Source organism: Streptomyces brevispora (assembly GCF_007829885.1).
Lineage (GTDB): Bacteria > Actinomycetota > Actinomycetes > Streptomycetales > Streptomycetaceae > Streptomyces > Streptomyces brevispora.
In genome coordinates, this window is the sequence record NZ_VIWW01000001.1 from 5,376,267 (window position 1) to 5,396,986 (window position 20,720).

Below are 20,720 nucleotides of genomic sequence, written 5' to 3' on the forward strand. Positions count from 1 at the left end.
TGTCAAGGGTATCTGTGTATGTGCGGCGCCCGTCGACGGAACGTTCCGTCGACGGGCGCCGATGCACGTAAACCAGCCGGATCCGCATCTCTGCACACCGGCGGGGGTGTGGATTCAGTGGATGATGCCCGTTCGCAGGGCCACGGCGACCATTCCTGCACGGTCTCCGGTGCCGAGCTTGCGGGCGATTCGGGCGAGGTGGCTCTTGACGGTCAGGGCGGAGAGCCCCATGGAGACGCCGATGGCCTTGTTGGACTGTCCTTCGGCGACGAGCCGGAGGACCTCCACCTCGCGGCCGGACAGTTCGCGGTAGCCGCCCGGGTGGCTCGGGGTGCCGGGGGGACGGCGGTGCATACGGGCGGCATTGGCGCCGATGGGAGCGACGCCGGGACGGGTGGGGTGGCCGATGTTGGTACGGGTGCCGGTGACGACATAGCCCTTGACGCCGCCCGCGAGGGCGTTGCGTACAGCGCCGATGTCATCGGCGGCGGAGAGGGCGAGGCCGTTCGGCCAGCCGGCGGCTCGGGTTTCGGACAACAGGGTCAGCCCGGAACCGTCGGGCAGATGGACGTCGGCAACGCAGATGTCGCGCGGGTTGCCGACGCGGGGGCGGGCCTCCGCGATGGACGACGCCTCGATGACGTCACGTACTCCGAGTGCCCACAGATGGCGGGTGACGGTGGAACGGACGCGCGGGTCGGCCACGACGACCATGGCCGTCGGCTTGTTCGGGCGGTAGGCGACCAGGCTTGCGGGCTGCTCGAGGAGAACGGACACCAGGCCTCCTGGGGAGTGGCGGGACGGGCCGACTCGGGGATGAAGCCGGGGCGAACCGTGCTTGAAGGGTCATTGACCTCTTCGGCAGTAAACGCCCGATCCTTTAGAAGAAGATCACGATTTGCTGAGTAACAATTCGGGCAAATAGGACATGCGATCGATTGTACGAAAAGAGAGCTGGTGTCTGTGTGCTTTATTTGACGCGGCGTCACTGAACGTGGTGCGGGGTCCGCGCCGCTGCGGAAACCGGCGGTCCGCGCCGCTAAGGGCCCTGGGGTCCGCGCCGCTGCGGCAGCGTCACCACCGCCGCGTCGGCCGGGCCCGAGGGCGGCAGGCCGGCGATCTGGCACAGCAGGTCGCCCCATGCCATCAGGTGCCCCGCCGTGTCCGGCACCCCGCCGGTTCCCTCGCGCGGCGTCCAGGAGGCCCGGATCTCGATCTGTGTCGCCGGACGGCGTGACCCCAGCGAACCGAAGTAGTGCGAGCCCGCCCGGGTGACCGTGCCGCCCGCCTCCCCGTAACCGAGGCCGCGTGCGTCCAGTGCCCCGGTCAGCCACGACCAGCACACCTCCGGCAGCAGCGGATCGGAGGCCATCTCGGGCTCCAGCTCGGCGCGGACGAGGGTCACCAGCCGGAAAGTGCCCTGCCAGGCCTCGTGCCCGGCCGGGTCGTGGAGCAGGACGAGCCGGCCGTCGGCGAGATCGTCCTCGCCGTCGACGACGGCCGCCTCCAGCGCGTACGCGTGCGGAGCCAGCCGCTTCGGCGGCCGCGTCGACTCCACCTCCAGTTCGGGGCGGAGCCGCGCCGAGCGCAATGCGTCCACCGCCGAACGGAAAGCGGGCGGGACGGAACCACCCTCCGCACTGTCCTTGCTGTCAGTGCCATCGGGTTGATCGGAGAAGTGTCCCTGAGCCGGAGCCATGCGGGGAAGAGTAGGCGGAACCGGGGCCTCGCGCAGGTAGAGACACCCGTGCGGGGCCGGGCTCCTTCCGCGTGCGTGCGAAGATTCCTTACGTGAGTGCCAACGATCGCCCTTCGGGCCAGCAGACGAAGACCTCCGCCGCCCACGAGTCGGCGTTCCTCAAGGCGTGCCGACGCGAGCCCGTACCGCACACGCCGGTCTGGTTCATGCGCCAGGCGGGGCGTTCGCTGCCCGAGTACCTGAAGGTGCGCGAGGGCATCCCGATGCTCGACTCCTGCATGATGCCGGAGCTCGTCGCCGAGATCACGATGCAGCCCGTGCGCCGCCACAAGGTCGACGCCGCGATCTACTTCAGCGACATCGTCGTCCCCCTCAAGGCCATCGGCATCGACCTCGACATCAAGCCCGGCATCGGACCGGTGATCGCCGAGCCGATCCGCACCCGCGCCGATCTTGCCCGGCTGCGCGACCTCACCCCCGAGGACGTCTGGTACGTCACCGAGGCCATGGGCCTGCTCACCGCCGAACTGGGGTCCACCCCGCTGATCGGCTTCGCGGGCGCCCCGTTCACGCTCGCCAGCTACCTCGTGGAGGGCGGCCCGTCCCGCAACCACGAGCACACCAAGGCCCTGATGTACGGCGACCCGGAACTCTGGGCCGATCTGCTCGACCGCCTCGCCGAGATCACCGGCGCCTTCCTCAAGGTCCAGATCGAGGCCGGCGCCTCCGCCGTGCAGCTCTTCGACTCCTGGGTCGGCGCGCTGGCCCCCGCCGACTACCGAAACTCGGTGCTGCCCGCCTCCGCGAAGGTCTTCGACGCCGTCGCGCCGTACGGGGTGCCCCGCATCCACTTCGGCGTCGGCACCGGCGAGCTGCTCGGCCTGATGGGCGAGGCCGGCGCGGACGTCGTCGGCGTCGACTGGCGGGTCCCGATGGACGAGGCCGCGCGCCGCGTCGGCCCCGGCAAGGCGCTCCAGGGCAACCTCGACCCCGCCGTGCTGTTCGCGCCGACGGCCGCGGTGGAGGCCAAGACCCAGGAGGTGCTGGACGCGGCCGCCGGGCTGGAGGGCCACATCTTCAACCTGGGCCACGGCGTGATGCCGTCGATGGCCCCCGACGCCCTGACGCGCCTCGTCGAGTACGTGCACACGAGCACCGCCCGCTGACCGGCCGGGAGCCGGGCACCGCTCAGGCGGTGCCCGCCCTGCGCAGCGCCGTCACCGTCTTGCGGGCCGCCACCAGCACCGGGTCCCACACCGGTGAGAACGGCGGGGCGTACCCCAGGTCCAGGGACGTCATCTGCTCGACCGTCATCCCGGCGGTGAGCGCCACCGCCGCGACGTCCACCCGCTTCGCCGCCCCGTCGCGACCCACGATCTGGACGCCCAGCAGCCGCCCGGTGCGGTACTCCGCGATCATCTTCACCGTCATGGGCCGCGCGCCGGGGTAGTAGCCCGCCCGGCCCGTCGACTCGATCGTCGTCGTGACGAACCGCAGGCCCACCGCACGGGCGTCCTTCTCGCGCAGCCCGGTGCGGGCGATCTCCAGATCGCAGACCTTGCTGACGGCCGTGCCCACCACCCCGGGGAACGTCCCGTAGCCGCCGCCGACGTTCGACCCGATGATCTGGCCGTGCTTGTTGGCGTGCGTGCCCAGCGCGATGTGACGGGTGCGGCCCGCCACCAGATCGAGCACCTCGACGCAGTCGCCGCCCGCCCAGATGTTGTCGTGGCCGACGACCCGCATCGACAGATCGGTGAGCAGCCCGCCGTGCGGACCGACCGGCAGCCCGACGGCGCGGGCCAGCGCGGTCTCCGGCTCGACACCGATGCCGAGCACCACCACATCCGCCGGGTACGACGCCCCGGCCGTCTCCACGGCACCGACCCGGCCGTCCGGCCCGGTACGGATCGAGGTGACCCCGGACCGGTTCACCGTGGTGATGCCGAGGCCGTCCATCGCGTCGTGGACGAGGCGCCCCATGTCGGGGTCGAGCGTCGCCATCGGCTGCTCGCCGCGGTTGAGCACGGTCACCTCGAAGCCGCGCTTCAGCATCGCCTCCGCCATCTCGACACCGATGTAGCCCGCGCCGACGACGACCGCGCGCCGGCCCGTCGCCCGGTCCAGGGAGTCCAGCAGCGCCTGACCGTCGTCCAGGGTCTGCACACCGTGCACCCCGGCCGCGTCCATACCGGGCAGCGCCGGACGCACCGGCCTGGCCCCCGTCGCGATCACCAGCTTGTCGAATCCGGTCCAGGACGTCTCGCCGGAGTCCCGGTCCAGGGTGCGCACCCGCTGCCCCGCGACATCGATCTCCGTCACCTCGGTGCGCATCCGCAGATCGATGTCGCGGGCCCGGTGCTCCTCGGGTCCGCGCGCGATCAGGTCGTCCCGCCGCTCGACGTCTCCACCCACCCAGTACGGGATGCCGCAGGCGGAGTACGAGGTGAAGTGGCCCCGCTCGAAGGCGGTGATGCTCAGCTCGTCCGGACCCTTGAGCCGGCGCGCCTGGGATGCGGCGGACATGCCCGCCGCGTCCCCACCGATGACCACCAGTCGTTCCGTCATGACCTTCCCTTCCACGCCCCGTCCGAGGGCCCACGCTACGGCGCGACGGGGCCCGGGGACGCCACGGCGCCCCCGGGGGACGCGCACAGGGCCTCAGTCGCCCGCCGGTCCCGCCTTCCCGCCCCGGCGCCGCAGCAGCCGCCACAGGGCCAGCAGGACGGCCGCCGCGGCCAGGAACGGGGCCACGGCGCCCACCGCCATCGCGAGCCACCGCACCGTCGTCACGAACGCGTGCCAGCCGCCGCCGAGGGCGTCCAGGAACCCCGGACCGTCCGTGTCGTCCGCGGCCGCGTCCCCCTCCGGCTCCATGAGGTCGAGCGTGACCGTGGCCAGCGTGGTGCGGTCCTTCAACGAGGCCTGCTGGGCCAGCAGCGACTCGAGGGATGCCTGACGGCTGCTCAGTTCGCCCTCCAGCGTCACCACATCGGCGAGCCTGTCGGCCCGGTCCATCAGCTTGCGCACCCGCGCCACACTCGCCCGCTGCGTGGCGATCCGGCTCTCCACGTCGACGACCTCGTCGGTGACGTCCTTGGCGGTCGACGTACGGGAGAGCAGCTTGCCCGCCCCCGAGAGCTCCCGCAGCACACGGTCGTACTCGTCCTGCGGGACGCGCAGCACCAGGTGCGAGGAGTCGTGCGTGTCGTCGACCTGCTCGGTGTTCTCGTTGGCGACCAGCCCGCCGGCGGCCTCCACGGTCGCACGGGCGGCGGCGGACGCCTTCGCCGCGCTCTTCACCTCCACGGAGAGCGAGGCGGTACGGATGACATGAGTGGCGGTCAGCCCATTCGGCTTCTTCGCCGTTCCCGAGCTTCCCGCTCCCGGACTTCCCGCTCCTGCCTTGGCGTCCCCGGCGAAGCCCGCCTTGCCGTGCGGCGCCGGGGCGGCGGCCTGCTTGTCGGAGTTCGCCCCGGAGTCGCTCCCGCCGCCCGCGCCGCAGCCGCTCAACGCCAGGACAGCGGTGAGCAGTCCGGCGGCGAGAGCGGTGTGCGTGCGGCGGGCCACCGGACGACGCGGACTTCTGCCGCCACGAGTGGATGGTGCTGCCTGCATGACTGTCCCCCCAGGACGAGTGATTGATCGTGCCGGTTCGACGTCCGGGGGCCGGTCCGGGTTGCGCGATACCGGTTTCGAAGCGGTCACGGTCAGGACTCGGAAGACGTTTGAGAGAGTGGAGGCATGCAGCGTTCAACAAACCGCGCGGACAGGGCCACCGGACACGTCGTCGTCATCGGCGGCGGCATCGCCGGACTCGCGGCCGCCCACCGGCTTCTCGGCACCGGGCTGCGGGTCACCCTCCTGGAGGCGACCGACCGGCTCGGCGGCAAACTCAGGACCGGCGACGTCGCGGGCGTGCAGGTCGACCTCGGCGCCGAATCGATGCTGGCCCGCCGCCCGGAAGCGGTCGGCCTGGCACGCGCCGTGGGCCTCGGCGACCGCCTCCAGCCGCCCGCCACGGCCACCGCCTCCCTGTGGACCCGCGACGCACTGCGCCCCATGCCCAAGGGCCATGTGATGGGCGTACCGGGCGACCCGGCGGTGCTCGGCGAGGTGCTCTCGCCCGAGGGGCTCGCCCGTATCGCGCAGGAGCGGGACCTCACCCCGACCGCGGTCGGCGACGACGTCGCGGTCGGCGCGTACGTGGCCGACCGGCTGGGCCGCGAGGTCGTCGACCGCCTGGTGGAGCCGCTGCTCGGCGGGGTGTACGCGGGCGACGCCTACCGGATCTCGATGCGCGCCGCCGTACCGCAGCTCTTCGACGTGGCCCGGCAGGGCGGCTCACTGCTCGACGGAGTGACCCGCATCCAGGAACAGGCCGCGGCCCGGCAGCAGGACGGTCCGGTCTTCCAGGGCATCGAAGGCGGCATCGGCACCCTCCCGGACGCGGTCGCCGCCGCCGTACGCGCCGGGGGCGGCGAGATCCTCACCGGGACCCCGGTGCTCGGGCTGACCCGTACCGCCGCCGGCTGGGACGTCCGCACCGACACCCGGGTGATCACCGCCGACGGCGTCGTCCTCGCCGCCCCCGCCTGGTCCGCCTCCACGCTGCTCGCCGCCGAGTCCCCGGCCGCCTCCGCCGAGCTCGCGGGCGTCGAGTACGCGTCGATGGCCCTGATCACCATGGCCTTCCGGCGCTCCGACGTGACCGCCGCAGGAACGCTCGGGGGGCGCTCCGGCTTCCTGGTGCCCCCGGTCGACGGCCACACCATCAAGGCCGCCACCTTCTCCAGCCAGAAGTGGCAGTGGGTCGCCGACGCGGCCCCCGACCTGTTCCTGCTGCGGACCTCGGTCGGCCGGTACGGCGAGGAGGACCACCTGCACCGCGAGGACGCGGAGCTCGTCGACGTGTCGCTGCGCGATCTCGCGGCGGCGACCGGACTGACCGCCGTGCCGGTGGCCACCGAGGTCACCCGGTGGATCGGCGGACTGCCCCAGTACCCCGTCGGCCACCTCGGCCGGGTCGCCCGGATCCGCGAGGAGGTCGCCAAGCTGCGCGCGCTGCGCGTCTGCGGCGCGGTCTACGACGGGGTCGGCATCCCGGCCTGCATGGCGAGCGCCCACCGGGCCGCGGACGAGATCGCCCGCGACATCACCGGGGACATCACCCGCGACAGCGCCGGGAACAGCGCCGGGGACAGCGCCGGGGACAGCGGCGCGGACACCGGAGAGATCATCGCCACCCCCACCCTGGTTCAGGGCACAGGGAGCGAGGCGGGACAATAGCCGTATGAGTGCTCCTGAGACTGTGACATCAAGCAAGGGCCCCAACGCCGGCAAGAAGGCGAAGGACCTCAACGACGTCGTCCGCTACACGCTGTGGTCCGTCTTCAAGCTCCGCGACGTGCTGCCCGCCGACACGGACCGCGCCGCGTACTCCGGCGAGGTCCAGGAACTGTTCGACCAGCTCGCGGCCAAGGACGTCACCGTTCGCGGCAGCTACGACGTCTCCGGGCTGCGCGCGGACGCCGACGTCATGATCTGGTGGCACGCCGAGACGGCGGAGGCCCTGCAGGAGGCGTACAACCTCTTCCGGCGCACCCGGCTGGGCAGGAACCTCGACCCGGTCTGGTCGAACATGGCACTGCACCGCCCCGCCGAGTTCAACAAGTCGCACGTCCCGGCGTTCCTCGCCGACGAGACGCCGCGCGACTTCATCAGCGTGTACCCCTTCGTGCGTTCCTACGACTGGTACCTGCTGCCGGACGAGGACCGTCGCCGCATGCTCGCCGACCACGGCAAGATGGCCCGCGGCTACCCCGACGTGCGCGCCAACACCGTCGCCTCCTTCTCCCTCGGCGACTACGAGTGGGTGCTGGCCTTCGAGGCCGACGAGCTGCACCGCATCGTCGACCTCATGCGTCACCTGCGGGCCTCCGAGGCGCGGATGCACGTCCGCGAGGAGGTGCCCTTCTTCACCGGCCGGCGCAAGTCGGTCGCAGACCTGGTGGCAGGGCTCGCGTAGCGAGCGGGTTCAGACCACCCCAACCCGGAAGATCAGACGGCGGGCACCGCGGCACACTGTGCCGCCCGCCGTTCCAGCGACACCGGGTTCGGCCCCTGGTGCGGCGCGCGTCCTGCGCGCCGCACCGGTGTCGTTCATGGGCCGGTGCGCCTTGCGACGGGGATCGTTGGAACGATGCCGTGGACCTCGGATCCCACGGGTCCTGTCAGTCTGAGGGCGTGGCGACGATCGAGACGGCAGATGTGTGGGGGACCGGATGCCGCCGTGGAGGCGGGAGTCTCCATGCGTACCGGGTGCGTGGGCGTGTCCGCAGCGCGGTGGTTCTGTGGATCGGTGGGCGGGGCGATGAACCTGATCAGGTGCATACGCGGGCAGAGGCCGGTCACCGGCAGGTGCCCGTGTTCGTGACCGTTCGGCAGGCGCGCGCGTACGCGAGCCGCCGGGGGCGGCAGCCGGCCACTTCTGGGGCCAACGTGCTGGAGCTCGTCCGTGTCCAGCACTGGCTTGAGCATCCGGCGCGCCGGAAGGTTCCGCAGGGTGCGGTGCTGGAGGCGTGGAACTTCTTCGAGGATCTGGCTCGCGGCCTCGACGCGGTCCACCGGCTGCCCCAGCAGGGAGCGGCGCACAACAGCACCTACGAGAAGCTGTTCGCAGGCGAGTCCGACGCGTGGACCACCGGCGAACAACGCGCGGTACTGGAGCTGATCACGGCCGGCGTGGCGCTGTGGAACGCGTGCCCCGTGCTCGTGAAGCCTGCTCGGTGAGGAAGCCTGCTCGGTGAGACAGATCGCGAGTGTCTGGAGCATCGCTCGGTAACCGCTCGGTGACCGCTCAAGAGCTGCTGCCGCAGCTCGACCCGCCGCCACCGCAGCTCGACCCGCCGCCACCGCAGCTGGACCCCGAGCTGCAGCTGGACCCCGAGCTGCAGCTGGACCCCGAGCCGCAACTCGATCCGGAGCCACAACTCGAACCCGAGCCGCAACTGGATCCGGAACCGCAGCCGCTCCCGCCGCCTCCGCCGCTGTGCCCCGAGGAGCTGCCGCACCCGCCACCGCCCGGGGTCGTACCGGCGCACCACACCGTCGGCACGAGCAGCGCACTGGAAGAGTCCGAGAAGTGGTGCGACGGTGTGGGCGTCCCGGTCTGCCTCGTCCGGGACGCCACGAACAGATGCGTCCGCAGCTGGGGATCGGGAAGGGCCCGGAGCCCGGCGGTCGCCACCAGATGGGCCGGATCGGTGCGGTGCGCGTTGGCGGTGCGGTACTCCGCGGCGGCCCTGCGGCCCGCTTTGGTGATCCTGGACCGGGCACCGGCCGCGCAGACGAAACCGATGACGGCCCCGGCGAGAAGCGCCGGGAACACCTTCGGGAAGAACGGGAAGGGTGAGTCGCCGGCGGGGTCCGCCGAGATGAACTGATGGATGGTCACGGCGATGGCGGCCGGGACTCCGAGCAGGCAGAGCAGCCCCTGCGCCATGCCCCAGCGGACTCGGGTCCGGTTCGCCCCGGGCGCGGCCAGCAGACCGCGCGCCGCCAGCCCGTCGCCGATCTCCTGCACCGCTGTGTGACGCATCGCCGCGGCCCGCAGGGTGTACAGCGCACCGCTCGGCGCCGCGGCCTGCTCCTGGAGGACGGCCCGCTCCACCGGGTCGTGGGCGACGGGCCGTTGGACCGCGACGATGCCGGGCCCGCCGACGACGAGCCGGCCGTCCGCCTGCATCGCGGCGAGTGCGGTGTCCACCACCCGGCCCGGCCCGCCGTTCAGGAAGGCCACCTCGGAGAGGTCGTGGACGGGGCTGCCCGCCCCGCGCCCCGCACGTCGGATTCCCCTGATCAGCAGCGTCGAGGAGACAACGACGGTGATCGTCAGGACCAGGGCGAGGGTATTCATCCCGCTCACCTTCCCGTTCCCGCGAGGACGGAACGGGCGGCCCGCACCAGCCGGGTGGTGCGGCCGGGCGGGCGTGGAGCGGCCCGGTCCTGCCACCAGTGGGTCAGCCGCCGGCGGGCCGTGCCGTCCTCCGGGCGGCCCGCGATGAGCAGCTGCTCGGCGAAGTCCAGCGCGTCGCGCCGGTAACCGGCGGACATCGGACGGGCCTTGGCGTACGCGAGGAACGCGCCCCGGTAGGAGTGCCCCAGGATGTCCGGGAGTTCGGGCGCCACCTTGGCGACGACATCGGCGCGCTTGGCGGCCAGCGCCCGGCTCTGGATGCCGAGCCGGCGGTGGTCGAAGCCCTCCGGGGCGGGGGTACCGGCGACCAGTGCGGAGAGCAGCGAGGCCTGCGCGACCGCGACCCGGTCGCGTACGGCCTCCAGGTCGCCGGACCCGCATACCGGGGCGGGCGCGCCCGGCGGCCCGGCGGGCGGTGCGGCGTCCGCCGACGGCCGTACGCCGCCCCGGTCCGCGTCGAGCGTGGCGCGGATCGCGTCCAGCTCGCCCGCCAGCTCAGCGGCCGGCGGGAAGTCGTCGTCGCGCTCCAGCAGCACACCGGGCGGGGTGACCCGGGAGCGCAGCTCGGCCAGGATGTCGAGGACCGGCGCGGTGACCGGGTGGGCGTGCGTGTCGTGCCAGACGCCGTCCTTCTCTACGCCGCCCGCCACATGCACGTACGCGATGGCCTCCACCGGCAGCTCGTCGAGGGCCCTGGCCGGGTCCTCGCCCCGGTTGACGTGGTTGGTGTGCAGATTGGCCACGTCGATGAGCAGCCGCACCCCCGTGCGCCCGACCAGCTCGGCCAGGAACTGCCCCTCGGTCAGCTCCTCGTCGGGCCAGGAGATCAGCGCCGCGATGTTCTCCACGGCCAGCGGCACCGGAAGCGAGTCCTGCGCGATCCGCACGTTCTCGCACAGCACGTCCAGCGCGGCCCAGGTGCGCGGCACGGGGAGCAGGTGCCCCGCCTCCAGCACGGGCGACGCGGTGCGCGGCCCCCCCGCCCGTACGAACGCGATGTGCTCGGTCACCAGCGGCGTGCCCAGCAGCGCGGCCCGCGCCGCGAGGTCGGCGAGCCGGCCGGGGTCGGGGCGGTCGGCCCCGCCCAGGCCGAGCGAGACCCCGTGCGGCACCACGGTGACGCCACGCTCCCTCAACCGCGTCAGTGAGGCGGGCAGGTGGTCGGCGCAGAGGTTCTCCGCGACCGCCTCCACCCAGTCGATCCCCGGCAGTGCCTCCACCGCGTCGGCGATCTCCGGCCGCCAGCCGATACCCGTACCCAACTTCATGGTGTCCCCCTCCGCCATTCCGTGCAGGGGTAATGGCCCCGGTACACGGTGGTGAATCCGAAGAGGGGGACGTTCAGAGCTTGATTTGAGGTTCCCGGAGCCCGAACGAAACCCGTGCCCGCCCGCGGCCCGCAGGGTGCCGGGGTCGAGCACGGTCCGGCCGCGATCCCTACGGCTGCCGCAGCGCCGGAAGCGAAGCGACCCGATGGGCGCCCTCGGCCACAACGGTCTTCCCGGGGGCGATCTCGGTGAATCCGGCATCCTCCACCACCGGCAGTCCGCTCACCGTGAGTTCCCGCCAGTGGTCCGCCTCCGCGGTGGCGACCGAGAGGGGGAAGCCCGCCTCGCGCCATGCCGTGCGCTCCGGCTCCGACAGCTCCCACCAGGCGAGCTGGGCCCCGTGCCCGACCTGTGCCATCTCCTTGCCCGCCGACATGTCGAGGGCCGGGTTCAGCCAGAGAACCGGCCCGGCGAGGTCGGGCGCGGCAGGCGGCTCGGGGTCGTCCAGATCCGTCCCCGACACCTGGAGCTTGGCGAGCTCCTTGGGCCAGCCGTCCAGCGGCACCGGCGGGAAGACCCGCACCTCGGCGCTCTCGCCGGTGACCGTGATCCCGGGCAGCGCGCAGGCCTTGCGCCACTCCGCGCCGCGCGCCCGGCGCACCACCTTGCGGATCCGGGCGTCCTGCCAGTCCCGCATCGCCTGCGCCCACTCACCCTCGCCCAACGACCGCTCGTCGGAGAGCATCACCAGCACCGCGCGGGCGGCCGTGCGCAGTGCGTCGGTGCGGGCCGGGGGAGCCGTCTTCTCGATGTGGACCACGAGCGGGAGTACGTACTGCTGTGCTTCGTCCCGGTCCGTCCGCTCGGAACGGAAGGGGCTGTCCGCAGGCAGGCCGGCGGTCTCGGACGGGGATACGGGGGTGTCGTTGCTGCTCACTCGTCCAGTCTGCCAGCCGCCCGGAATCCGGTTCTTGGCGGAATGAATCCCTCCGGGTGAGGATGCCCGCATGAAGAGCGATCTTTTCTCCAGCGAGCACATGGCGCAGCAGTCAACTGTCGCCGGGATGACCCTGCAGAACGCGAAATCGATCAAGTACGCGGTCAGTGGCGAGATGCACGCGCGCCAGGGATCGATGATCGCCTTCCGGGGGGACCTCCAGTTCGAACGCAAGGGCCAGGGCCTCGGCGGAATGCTCAAGCGTGTCGTCACCGGCGAGGGCCTGCCGCTGATGGCGGTGCGCGGCCAGGGTGAGGCGTGGTTCGCGCACGAGGCGGCCAACTGCTTCATCGTGGAGATGGAGCAGGGCGACGTCCTCACCATCAACGGCCGCAACGTCCTCTGCTTCGACGCCACGCTCGCCTACGAGATCAAGACCGTGAAGGGCGCCGGGATGACCGGCGGCGGCCTCTTCAACAGCGTCTTCACCGGGTACGGGAAGCTCGGCCTGATGTGCGAGGGGAACCCCATAGTCATCCCCGTCACGCCCCAGCAGCCGGTGTGTGTCGACACGGACGCGGTCGTCGGCTGGAGTGCCCACCTCACCACCTCGCTGCACCGCTCGCAGAGCGTCGGCTCGATGCTGCGCGGCGGTTCGGGCGAGGCCGTCCAACTGCGTCTGGACGGCGAGGGGTTCGTGATCGTACGTCCCAGCGAGGTCAAGCCGGAGAAGGCGTCGGCCAACTGAGTACGGACATCCTGCGGCTGCGGGGGAGCGGGCCGTCGCGGCGGCGGCCGCGCTCGCCTGCGGGCTGACGCCGGTACGCGGCTGAGTAGGCTCGTACCCATGAGTGAGCGTATGAACGAGCGCGAGAGCGGGCGTGTGGACGAGGCCTACCGCGAGACACCGACCGCCTCCCCGGAGCCGGCCGCGGGGCCGCCGTACGCGGAGTGCGTGCTGTGCCGGAAGCCGACCGAGTACGCCGAGTCGGTCAAGGGGATCACGCTCTGCCCGGTCTGCGAATGGCAGGAGGCCCAGCGCACGGCCTGCTCAGGCTGAGGTAGGGCAGCCCGGGAGACGGCACGCGGGCCGGGCTGGGGCACGTCGGCCGGGCGTCAACCGGCCATCAGCTCCGACACCTTGACGAATCGGTATCCCCGCTTGCGCAGCTCCGGCACCACCCGGCCGACCGCCTGGTCGGTGACCGGCGCCGCGCTGCGGGTGCAGTGCATGACGACCAGCGAACCGGGCTTCACCCCGGCGAGCACCTGCTCCGCCACCGCGTCCGCATCCGTCGCGAAGGCGTCACCGCTGACCACGTCCCACTGGACGGCGGTCACCTTCTCCGGCGCCAGCGCGCGCAGCGACGCGTTGTCGTAGCAGCCGCCGGGGAAGCGGAAGTACGGCACCACGTTGCGCGCGCCGGTCTTCCGGATCGCACCGAAGGTCCGCTCCACCTCGCCGCGGATCTCGTCGGTCCCCATGGTCGGCAGGCCGTAGCAGGGCGAGGTGAAGGCGTAGTGGCTGTAGGAGTGGTTGCCGATCTCGAAGAGGGGATCGGTGCCGATGGAGCGGGCCTGGGACGGGTACTCCTCAGCCCACCGGCCGGTCATGAAGACCGTCGCCGGCACCTTCAGCCGACGCAGCAGGGCGATCAGTTCCGGATTGTCGAAGTGCTCGCCGGCCGCCGCGCGCGGTCCCTCGTCGGCCGTCATGTCGGCGTCGAAGGTGAACGCCACGACCTTCTCCGCGTGCTGCGGCCCGCGCTTGAACACGGAGGTCAGCCCGTCGGGGCCGGGCGCGAGGGTGGGCGGCCTCTTCGTGGCCGGGGGAGCCGAGGACGGGGTGCGCACCGGGGCGTGGGCGGCTGCCGAGGCGCTGTCAGCGGCTGCGGGCCGGGCACTGCGGGGGACCTCCGCGTTCCCGCAGCCGACGAGCCCACCTCCGAGCACCGCCCCCAGCACGGTGGCGGTCGTCATTTTCCGTACGAATGTGGTCACTCTGGAAAACTATCCGATCCATGGACGGGGCTCGCCTGCGCCGCGCCATCGCCCGTGGCAGCTCACGGCATCGGGACTTGTAGTCCCGCGTGTTGAGGTGCCATGTGCTTGCCGCTGAGGCCCACGAGGAGGTGCCACCTCCGGCTGCCTGCGTCGCCCAAAGTGGTCCGCGACTACTCGCCTGCTCGATCGCCACACGGGGCCACCTGCACGGTCTCTGCGGACAGACTGCTCCGGACACCACCATGTTGTCGGCCTACTCGCGTAAGTGCAAAGTCAGGCACCCATGAACATGCAGAATTCGGCGTCCAGAAGCGCGGGACCGGGAGAGTCTCAAGACGCGGCAGGGTGCGACAATCCGGCTGTGCTCAATGAGCTGTCGCGGTGGTACCGGGGTCGCCTGGTCGGAGGTCCGTTCAGGCCGTTCGACGTCGCCGAGCTAAACGCGCTCGAACGGGTGACCGGGGCGCCTCTGCCGTCTTCGTACCGTTCGTGTTGTCGAGGAGGAAGGAGACAGCGTAGATGTCGCCGACGTCGGCCGCCGGGATGGATGCGAGGGCCCTCTCGACGAAATGCTGGAGGTGAGCGTTGAACGTCATGGTCGGCGGGGTCCTGTCGGTCGGGGTCATGCGTCCCACTGGTCGCAGTACTCGATGTGGATCTCGCGCGCATCACCGAGAATGCCGTCGTTGGCGTGGAGTTCGGTGCAGAAGCGCGGGTAGCCCGGATGGACGGGGATGTATCCGGGGCCGTTTCGGGCGACGTCGAAGAAGTGCCGGGCGGTGTCCTTGAACACTTTTGCGCTGCCGGTCATGAACAGGGTCTCGGCGTGGAGATGCTGGTGAAACAGATCCCGGTTCTCCTGGTAGTGCCGCGGCCGACCCTGACGATCGGCTGCACAACACCGAAACTCAGGCCCAACGCAGTATCCAGGACGCCTCTGACCAGGCAGAAGCCCGCTGGAACTACGCTTTCTGGATCCAGAACGAGCTGACTGTGGTCGGCGACCTGACCAGCGACCCCGCCGGAGCCACAGCTCGCCAGGAGTGGATGAGCGACCTCGGACTTTGGTACGACGAGCCGACCGACCCCGCCGACTGGGATTCAGTCATCGGGCCACTCGCCGCGCAGATCGAGGCCCGCTTCAACCAGACCTGCTGCCAGCTCGCTCGAACCCTCCATGCGACCGGCGTCATCGAAGGAACGGTCGGCCGAACCGGGCCGGTGATCGTCCACAAGCTGGAGTACTACGAGGCGATCGCCCGGCAGACCGAGGCCGCCAACCCGCCAGGGCTCGCCAACGAGTTCACCTCTGGTGCGGGCCTGCCGAATGAGTGTGAATGCGTCATCCATGTGCTGCAATCTCCCGGGAGAACAACACGGGGTGCTGCGGACCGACCGGCAACGAAGGACTCAACGGGGCGAACAGTGCCTGAGAGTGCGGGCACGTGTGCTGGCATTGCCCAAGAGAGGGCAGCAGGGCAGCATGCGTTGTTGGTCGTGCCCGCCCTTGCTCATTTCGGCCGGCCGTCGTGGGTGTTCAGCCCGGTCAGTTCCGTGACGAAGTAGCGGTCCTGGACCTCGCCTACGGCTCCGGGCTGTCGGAGTTGTGCAGTGACTGCACGGTCCAGATGCACTTGCCGGCCGCGGTGTAGCGGGTGCCCCACCTCTGGGAGAGTGCGGCGACGAGTTGCAGCCCGCGGCCGCCCTCGTCGGTCTCCGAGGAGTGGCGGATACGGGGCATGGTCAGACTGCCGTCGGAGACTTCGCAGACCAGGTCGGCACCGCGGAGCAGCCGCAGCCGAACCGGGCCCCTCCCGTGGCGTACCACGTTGCCGACCAACTCGCTGGCCAGCAGTTCCGTGGTCATCGCGAGGTCGTCCAGCCGCCACGCGGACAGCTGGTCCCGGACGTGCCTGCGAGCTTGTCCCGCTGCCTGGGGGTCCTCCGGGAGCGACCAGGAAGCCATCCGGCCGGAGTCGAGCGCGTGGACGCGGGCGACGAGGAGGGCGACGTCGTCACGGGTGGTGTGCCCGGCCGGAAACAGTCCGGCGACGAGGGCGTCGCAGAGCTGCTCCAGATCCTCACCGTCCGTCGTGCGCAGCAGCTGCGCGAGCCGTGCCATTCCCCGGTCGATCTGGCGCTCGGACGATTCGACCAGGCCGTCGGTGTACAGAACGAAGAGGCTTTCCTGTGGCACCGACAGCTCGAAGGTCTCGAACGGCGGTTCCGCCGCGCCCAGGGGCGGGTTCGGCGCCTGGTCCGGGAAGTGCACGGTGCCGTCGGGGTGAACCAGTGCCGGTGGAGGATGCCCGGCACTGGTGATGGAGCAGATGCCGGTGGTGGAGTCGTAGATGGTGTAGAGGCAAGTGGCGTACAAGTCGAGACCGTTGACGATGTCGTTGAGATGACTCATGATCTCGCCGGGGGGCAGCTCCAGCCCGGCCAGGGTGTGAACGGCGGTGCGCAACCGCCCCATTGTGACCGCCTCGGCAAGCCCGTGACCCACCACATCGCCGACGACGAGCGCCACCCTGCCGGAGGAGAGCGGGATGACGTCGTACCAGTCGCCGCCGATGTCCACGCCCTGACCGGCCGACAGGTAGCGAGCGGCGGCGGTGCACTCCGCCACATCGGGCAGCCGCCGCGGCAGCAATGCTTGCTGCAGCTTCCGGGAGCGGGTGCGCTCGGCGTCGTACAGCCTTGCGCGTTCCAGTGCGTGGGCGACCAGGGCGCTGATCGCTGTGAGCAGGGTTCGTTCCTCGCCGGTGAAATGGCGAGGCCGGTCGAAGGCGATCACGCAAACGGCGAAGGTGCGCCCGGAGGCGGTCAGCGGCAGGAACGCCCAGGACTGCTTGCCGTTCATCCGTGGGTGGTCGGCTGTGCCGGGGTATCTCGTCACGTACTCCTCGGCCGAGGAGACGAACAGCGGTTCCTTGGTCGAGATCGCCTCCCAGCCCGGGTCCCCCACTCTCTGCGAACGGCCGTCGACATGGTCCAGGAAGGCCAACGGGTAGCCGACGGCTCCGACGTTCCACACACGGTCGCCCTCAACGGCTTGGACCAGCAACCCGGCGGCGCGAAACGGGGGCAGCACCCGCTGGGCGACCGCTTCGACCACGTCTCGTGACGTCGTTGCCGTGGCGAGTGCCGCGGTCAGCTCCGCGATACGAGCGGCGCGCTCGGCCGCGGAGCTCTCGGCGGCAGCCTTCTCGGCCTCGTGCCTGCGCTGGTCGGTGACATCGGTGAAGTACAGGGTGACACCGTCGGGCACCGGGACCTGCCGCAGGTGGTAGCAGCGCCCGGTGGCCGCGATCTGCACGTCGAAGTCCACGGGCGTAGCCTCCGCGGCGGCTTTGCGACAGCCTTCCTCCATACCGGCGATCTGTCGTACCGACGGCAGCGTCCACAGCACGCGGCCGAACAGCTCTTCGTCGGATGAGCCGAGCAGGCTCTCCGCCTCCAGGTTGACGAAGGTGATCCGCCAATGGTCGTCGGCGGAGAGAAAGCCGTCACTCATGTGGCGCAGAGCGCGGCTGAGCGTGTCACGAACGGAACGGGGTTCGGTGCTGTCCCATGCCGTTCCAATCATCCGGATGGGCTCGCCCTCGCCGTCGAGCATGACCGTGGCGCGGGCCTGGGTCCAGCCGTAGCTGCCGTCGCGGCGTCTCACCCGGTATTCGGCTTCGAACACACTGCGGCTGTGAAGGGCCTTCTCGACAGCAGCGAGCGTCCAGGGCAGGTCGTCGGGGTGGATAATCTTCATCCAGCTCTCGACCCGGGGCACGAAGTCGGCCGGATCGGTGCCGTAAACGGCCATCGCCACCTCGTCCCAGGCCAGCTCGCCGGTGCGGATGTTCCAGTCCCATGTGCCCACCTGGACGGCCTGCAGCGCTCGTCGCGTCCCGCTGCCGCCGGCCTCCTCCTGGGTGGGGCGGGCAGGTGGCGGGGCCTGGACCATTCGTTCGTTCGCCCAGGTGGCCACTGCCGTCAGAAAGCGCCACTGCTTCTCCGTGGGTTCTCCTGTGGCGCCGGTCACGACGGTGAGTGCGCCTACCGGACGCTCCGCGCCCGACAGCGGCTCGGCAGCCAGACCCGTACCGGGCCATGCGCCCGGCGCTCGCACGCGGGCGGTGCCGGCATCGTTGTGGACTTGGGGCACCCATACGCCTGAGCCCCGACGCACGGCCAGGGCCGGAGCCTGCGGGCCCTCCTGGTCAAGGATCTCCCACGGACGGACGAGGCCGGTGGGCAGCCCGGCCGCTGACACCAGTCGCAGCGCGGACATCGGCCCACGCACATGCACCATCCCGCCCAGGCCATCCAGCTCGGCCACCGCGTGCACGAGTGCCAGCCGAAGCACCTCGCTCTCCGTGGCACCTCTTTCCACGGAGTCAAGTAGCACCAAACGTGAATCCACGGGGCAATTCTATGCTTTTTCGGCAGAATGGGGTGTGCGGAGTAGGTCTTGAAGATCACTTCCACATGGGGATCGCAGGCCGCACCTGACCGCCCCGCCCTTCGTGGTGCGGTCCCTTCGGCGCCATACGGATGTGCTTGCCGCGCGAGTGGTCCGGCACGGGGGCCGGACCACTCCGAAGGCACCGCCGCGGCGGGCCGTTCCGTGTGCGGCGGGTGGTTCGGGTCAGGGCTGCCGTCCTGCTGAAGACCGGAGACCGGAGACCGGAGGCCGGGCACCGGAGACTGCAGGCTGAAGCCCCAGGCGCCTTAGGGAAGTTGGGCGACGGCGTCGTCGTCGGCTTCGGCGATCGTCCGGGTGGTGAAGCGGACCCGCCGCCTCCGCGCTCAGCCGGTCAGCGCCACGGCCCGGTGACCGCGAACGTCGTCCCAGGGGTGTAGCAGTTCATGAACATCGTCGCGTAGTCCGGTGCGAACGTGACGCCGGCGAACTCGCCCCACTCCGGCTCCTCGGGCGTTCCGATGTTCTGCCTGCCGCGCGCCATCGGGTACACCTCACCGCGCCTGGTCAGGCCGAACACGTGCTGGGCGCCGCCGCCGTCCTCGCACACCATCAGGCCGCCGTCGGAGGCCAGACAGATGTTGTCCGGGGACTCGCCCGGCAGGTGGATGTCCGTACCCGGTCCGAAGACGATGACCAGCGTCAGCCGGCGCCGCTGCGGCTCGTACCGCCAGACCTGGCCGAAGTGGTCGGCCGCCGATCCCTCGGAGCTGTGCGCGAAGCTGGAGACGAAGTAGACGCACGAACCACCCCAGTAGCAGCCCTCCAGCTTCTGGGCATGGGTGATGCCCTTCGGCCCGAAGTCCTGGAACCGGACGGGGGTCTCGGCAGCCTGCGGATCCGGCACGGGGACCCACTCGATGCCCTCGAAGCTCGTCCCCGTCTCCTGGACGGCGGAGAGGTCGGGGACGCCCGGCACCCGCATGGCCTCCAGTCGGCCGCCGGCCCTGAGGGAACCGGTGCCGCCGAGCGGTTTCCTGGGCAGGAAGCGGTAGAAGAGCCCGAACGGTTTCTCGAACGCGTCCTCGGTCTCGTACACGACGCCGTTGTGCGGATCGATCGCGATCGCCTCGTGCTGGAAGCGGCCCATCGCGGTCAGCGGTACGGCTCCGGTGCGGCGCGGGTCGGCGCCGTCCACCTCGAAGATGTAGCCGTGGTCCTTGGTGTAGCCGTTGGTGCCGGCCTTGTCCTCGGTCTCCTCGCAGGTCAGCCAGGTGTCCCAAGGGGTGCGCCCGCCCGCGCAGTTCACCGCCGTACCGGCGATCGCGACGCGTTCGCCGAGTACGCGGTTGTCGCCGTCGAGCTCCAGGGCCGTGCAGCCGCCCTTGCCCATCGGGTCGTAGGTGAGGCCCTCGACGGTCGGGACGGCGATGTTCGCGGTGACCCGGTTCTCGTGGTTGCGCACCAGCCGGACGCGGCCGCGCGGGCCGGCGAACGCGGCCATGCCGTCGCAGTTGCTGGGGACCGGCCCCTCGCCGGAGCGGAGCGGGTCGCCCTCGCGGGACAGTACCCGGTAGCGGAAACCCTTCGGCAGATCGAGCAGTCCGTCGGGGTCGGGCACCAGCGGGCCGTAGCCGGCGTGCCCGCGGGCGGCGGCGGTACCCGCGAAGAGTTCGGTGAACACTCCGGCGAAGGCGACCGTGGCGACTGCCGCGCCGGTGCCTGCCAGGACCTGACGTCGGGTCGCGGGCTGTTGTGCTGCTGCGGATGACATGAGGCAACTTCCTGTGGGGGACAGGAACAGTGACCCGCATGTGTGTACCACGCGTCTCACCGCGCGGGAACCATGCGGGCCACCGGCCTCATACGTGTCTCATGCGTCTTCCACACGCGTCCCGGGCCGCGTACGGCCCGGTGCGGGACTCAGGCGAGCGACGCGGTGAGCGTGATCGTCGTGCCCGTCAGAGCCTGGCTGACCGGGCAGTTCGCCTTCGCGTCCTCGGCCGCCTTGACGAAGCCCGCCTCGTCGAGACCGGGCACCTCGCCCTCGACGGTGAGGTGGATCCCGGTGATGCCGGTGCCCGGCTGGAAAGTGACCTCGGCCTGGGTGTTCAGGCGGGTGGGCGGGTTGCCGGCCGTGGTCAGACCGTTGGACAGCGCCATCGAGAAGCAGCTGGAGTGGGCCGCGGCGATGAGCTCCTCCGGGCTGGTCTTGCCGTTCGCCTTCTCCGCGCGGGACGGCCAGGAGACGGGGTACTCCCCGATCCCCGAGGAATCGAGGGTGACGACGCCCTTGCCCTCGATCAGGTTGCCTTCCCAGACCGTGTGCGCCTGACGCGTGGTAGCCATGCTGGATCCCTTCGAACGGAATGCGCGGTTGTACGGGAGTGGCGGGGCACTCCGTTGTGCCCGCCGGT

At 71.0% G+C, this 20,720-nt stretch carries 19 protein-coding genes; 7 read left to right on the top strand and 12 right to left on the bottom strand.

The window, feature by feature from the left end:
- Nucleotides 1–114 precede the first annotated feature (114 nt).
- Together FHX80_RS24920 and FHX80_RS24925 are read right to left on the bottom strand one after the other, a co-directional pair.
- On the bottom strand, nucleotides 115–777 hold the full coding sequence (locus FHX80_RS24920) for a helix-turn-helix transcriptional regulator (RefSeq protein WP_024488613.1): 663 nt from the start codon (nucleotides 775–777) through the stop codon (nucleotides 115–117).
- A 262-nt stretch (nucleotides 778–1,039) separates the two neighbouring features.
- Nucleotides 1,040–1,699 (bottom strand): DUF3000 domain-containing protein, encoded by a 660-nt coding sequence (locus FHX80_RS24925; protein WP_145766233.1) that lies wholly within the window; start codon nucleotides 1,697–1,699, stop codon nucleotides 1,040–1,042.
- Between the two features lie 92 nt (nucleotides 1,700–1,791).
- Here FHX80_RS24925 and hemE point away from each other — a divergent pair, with 92 nt between their 5' ends.
- A complete protein-coding gene (gene hemE / locus FHX80_RS24930) occupies nucleotides 1,792–2,865 on the top strand; it encodes a uroporphyrinogen decarboxylase (protein WP_145766234.1) in 1,074 nt (357 codons plus the stop codon).
- Nucleotides 2,866–2,887: 22 nt separating this feature from the next.
- On the opposite strand, the gene FHX80_RS24935 is transcribed toward hemE, so the two are convergent.
- Together FHX80_RS24935 and FHX80_RS24940 are read right to left on the bottom strand one after the other, a co-directional pair.
- The gene (locus FHX80_RS24935; RefSeq protein WP_145766235.1) at nucleotides 2,888–4,267 is read right to left on the bottom strand and encodes an FAD-dependent oxidoreductase; all 1,380 of its coding nucleotides are present in this window, start codon (nucleotides 4,265–4,267) and stop codon (nucleotides 2,888–2,890) included.
- A gap of 93 nt (nucleotides 4,268–4,360) precedes the next feature.
- Nucleotides 4,361–5,317 carry a DUF4349 domain-containing protein gene (locus FHX80_RS24940; RefSeq protein ID WP_145766236.1) on the bottom strand — a complete coding sequence of 319 codons (957 nt, stop codon included), beginning with the start codon at nucleotides 5,315–5,317 and terminating at the stop codon, nucleotides 4,361–4,363.
- Between the two features lie 126 nt (nucleotides 5,318–5,443).
- On the opposite strand from FHX80_RS24940, the gene hemG reads away from it, so the two are divergent.
- The 3 genes from hemG (at nucleotide 5,444) to FHX80_RS24955 (ending at nucleotide 8,491) form a co-directional block, all read left to right on the top strand.
- Nucleotides 5,444–6,988 carry a protoporphyrinogen oxidase gene (hemG, locus tag FHX80_RS24945; protein WP_145766237.1) on the top strand — a complete coding sequence of 515 codons (1,545 nt, stop codon included), beginning with the start codon at nucleotides 5,444–5,446 and terminating at the stop codon, nucleotides 6,986–6,988.
- A gap of 4 nt (nucleotides 6,989–6,992) precedes the next feature.
- Nucleotides 6,993–7,727 (top strand): hydrogen peroxide-dependent heme synthase, encoded by a 735-nt coding sequence (gene hemQ / locus FHX80_RS24950; RefSeq protein ID WP_145766238.1) that lies wholly within the window; start codon nucleotides 6,993–6,995, stop codon nucleotides 7,725–7,727.
- Nucleotides 7,728–8,131: 404 nt separating this feature from the next.
- Nucleotides 8,132–8,491, top strand: coding sequence for a hypothetical protein (locus FHX80_RS24955; RefSeq protein WP_244318430.1), 360 nt, complete (start codon nucleotides 8,132–8,134; stop codon nucleotides 8,489–8,491).
- Between the two features lie 67 nt (nucleotides 8,492–8,558).
- Here FHX80_RS24955 and FHX80_RS24960 read toward each other — a convergent pair whose 3' ends face one another.
- The 3 genes from FHX80_RS24960 to FHX80_RS24970 all read right to left on the bottom strand — a co-directional run bounded on the left by FHX80_RS24960 (nucleotide 8,559) and on the right by FHX80_RS24970 (nucleotide 11,882).
- Nucleotides 8,559–9,617, bottom strand: a complete 1,059-nt coding sequence (locus tag FHX80_RS24960; RefSeq protein ID WP_208764722.1) for a TIGR04222 domain-containing membrane protein — start codon at nucleotides 9,615–9,617, stop codon at nucleotides 8,559–8,561.
- A 5-nt stretch (nucleotides 9,618–9,622) separates the two neighbouring features.
- Entirely contained in the window at nucleotides 9,623–10,945 is a 1,323-nt protein-coding gene (locus FHX80_RS24965) for an MbnB/TglH/ChrH family RiPP precursor modification enzyme (protein ID WP_145766240.1), read from the bottom strand.
- Nucleotides 10,946–11,114: 169 nt separating this feature from the next.
- A complete protein-coding gene (locus FHX80_RS24970; protein WP_145766241.1) occupies nucleotides 11,115–11,882 on the bottom strand; it encodes an aminoacyl-tRNA hydrolase in 768 nt (255 codons plus the stop codon).
- Nucleotides 11,883–11,952: 70 nt separating this feature from the next.
- Here FHX80_RS24970 and FHX80_RS24975 point away from each other — a divergent pair, with 70 nt between their 5' ends.
- Both FHX80_RS24975 and FHX80_RS24980 read left to right on the top strand, forming a co-directional pair.
- Nucleotides 11,953–12,630: an AIM24 family protein gene (locus FHX80_RS24975; protein ID WP_145766242.1), complete on the top strand. Its 678-nt coding sequence runs from the start codon at nucleotides 11,953–11,955 to the stop codon at nucleotides 12,628–12,630.
- A gap of 99 nt (nucleotides 12,631–12,729) precedes the next feature.
- Complete coding sequence (locus FHX80_RS24980) at nucleotides 12,730–12,942, top strand: hypothetical protein (protein WP_145766243.1); 213 nt, start codon at nucleotides 12,730–12,732, stop codon at nucleotides 12,940–12,942.
- Between the two features lie 56 nt (nucleotides 12,943–12,998).
- Here FHX80_RS24980 and FHX80_RS24985 read toward each other — a convergent pair whose 3' ends face one another.
- Both FHX80_RS24985 and FHX80_RS24995 read right to left on the bottom strand, forming a co-directional pair.
- Entirely contained in the window at nucleotides 12,999–13,862 is an 864-nt protein-coding gene (locus tag FHX80_RS24985; protein WP_145766244.1) for a polysaccharide deacetylase family protein, read from the bottom strand.
- Between the two features lie 646 nt (nucleotides 13,863–14,508).
- On the bottom strand, nucleotides 14,509–14,697 hold the full coding sequence (locus tag FHX80_RS24995; RefSeq protein WP_244318432.1) for a hypothetical protein: 189 nt from the start codon (nucleotides 14,695–14,697) through the stop codon (nucleotides 14,509–14,511).
- Between the two features lie 236 nt (nucleotides 14,698–14,933).
- Between FHX80_RS24995 and FHX80_RS25000 the strand changes: the two genes are divergently transcribed.
- Complete coding sequence (locus FHX80_RS25000) at nucleotides 14,934–15,452, top strand: hypothetical protein (RefSeq protein WP_145766246.1); 519 nt, start codon at nucleotides 14,934–14,936, stop codon at nucleotides 15,450–15,452.
- Nucleotides 15,453–15,468: 16 nt separating this feature from the next.
- Here the strand turns inward: FHX80_RS25000 and FHX80_RS25005 are convergent, their stop codons facing one another.
- The 3 genes from FHX80_RS25005 to FHX80_RS25015 form a co-directional block, all read right to left on the bottom strand.
- Nucleotides 15,469–18,303, bottom strand: coding sequence for a SpoIIE family protein phosphatase (locus FHX80_RS25005; RefSeq protein WP_145766247.1), 2,835 nt, complete (start codon nucleotides 18,301–18,303; stop codon nucleotides 15,469–15,471).
- A gap of 394 nt (nucleotides 18,304–18,697) precedes the next feature.
- Nucleotides 18,698–20,077 (bottom strand): alkaline phosphatase PhoX, encoded by a 1,380-nt coding sequence (locus FHX80_RS25010; protein ID WP_145766248.1) that lies wholly within the window; start codon nucleotides 20,075–20,077, stop codon nucleotides 18,698–18,700.
- Between the two features lie 149 nt (nucleotides 20,078–20,226).
- Complete coding sequence (locus FHX80_RS25015) at nucleotides 20,227–20,652, bottom strand: OsmC family protein (protein ID WP_145766249.1); 426 nt, start codon at nucleotides 20,650–20,652, stop codon at nucleotides 20,227–20,229.
- Nucleotides 20,653–20,720 lie beyond the last annotated feature (68 nt).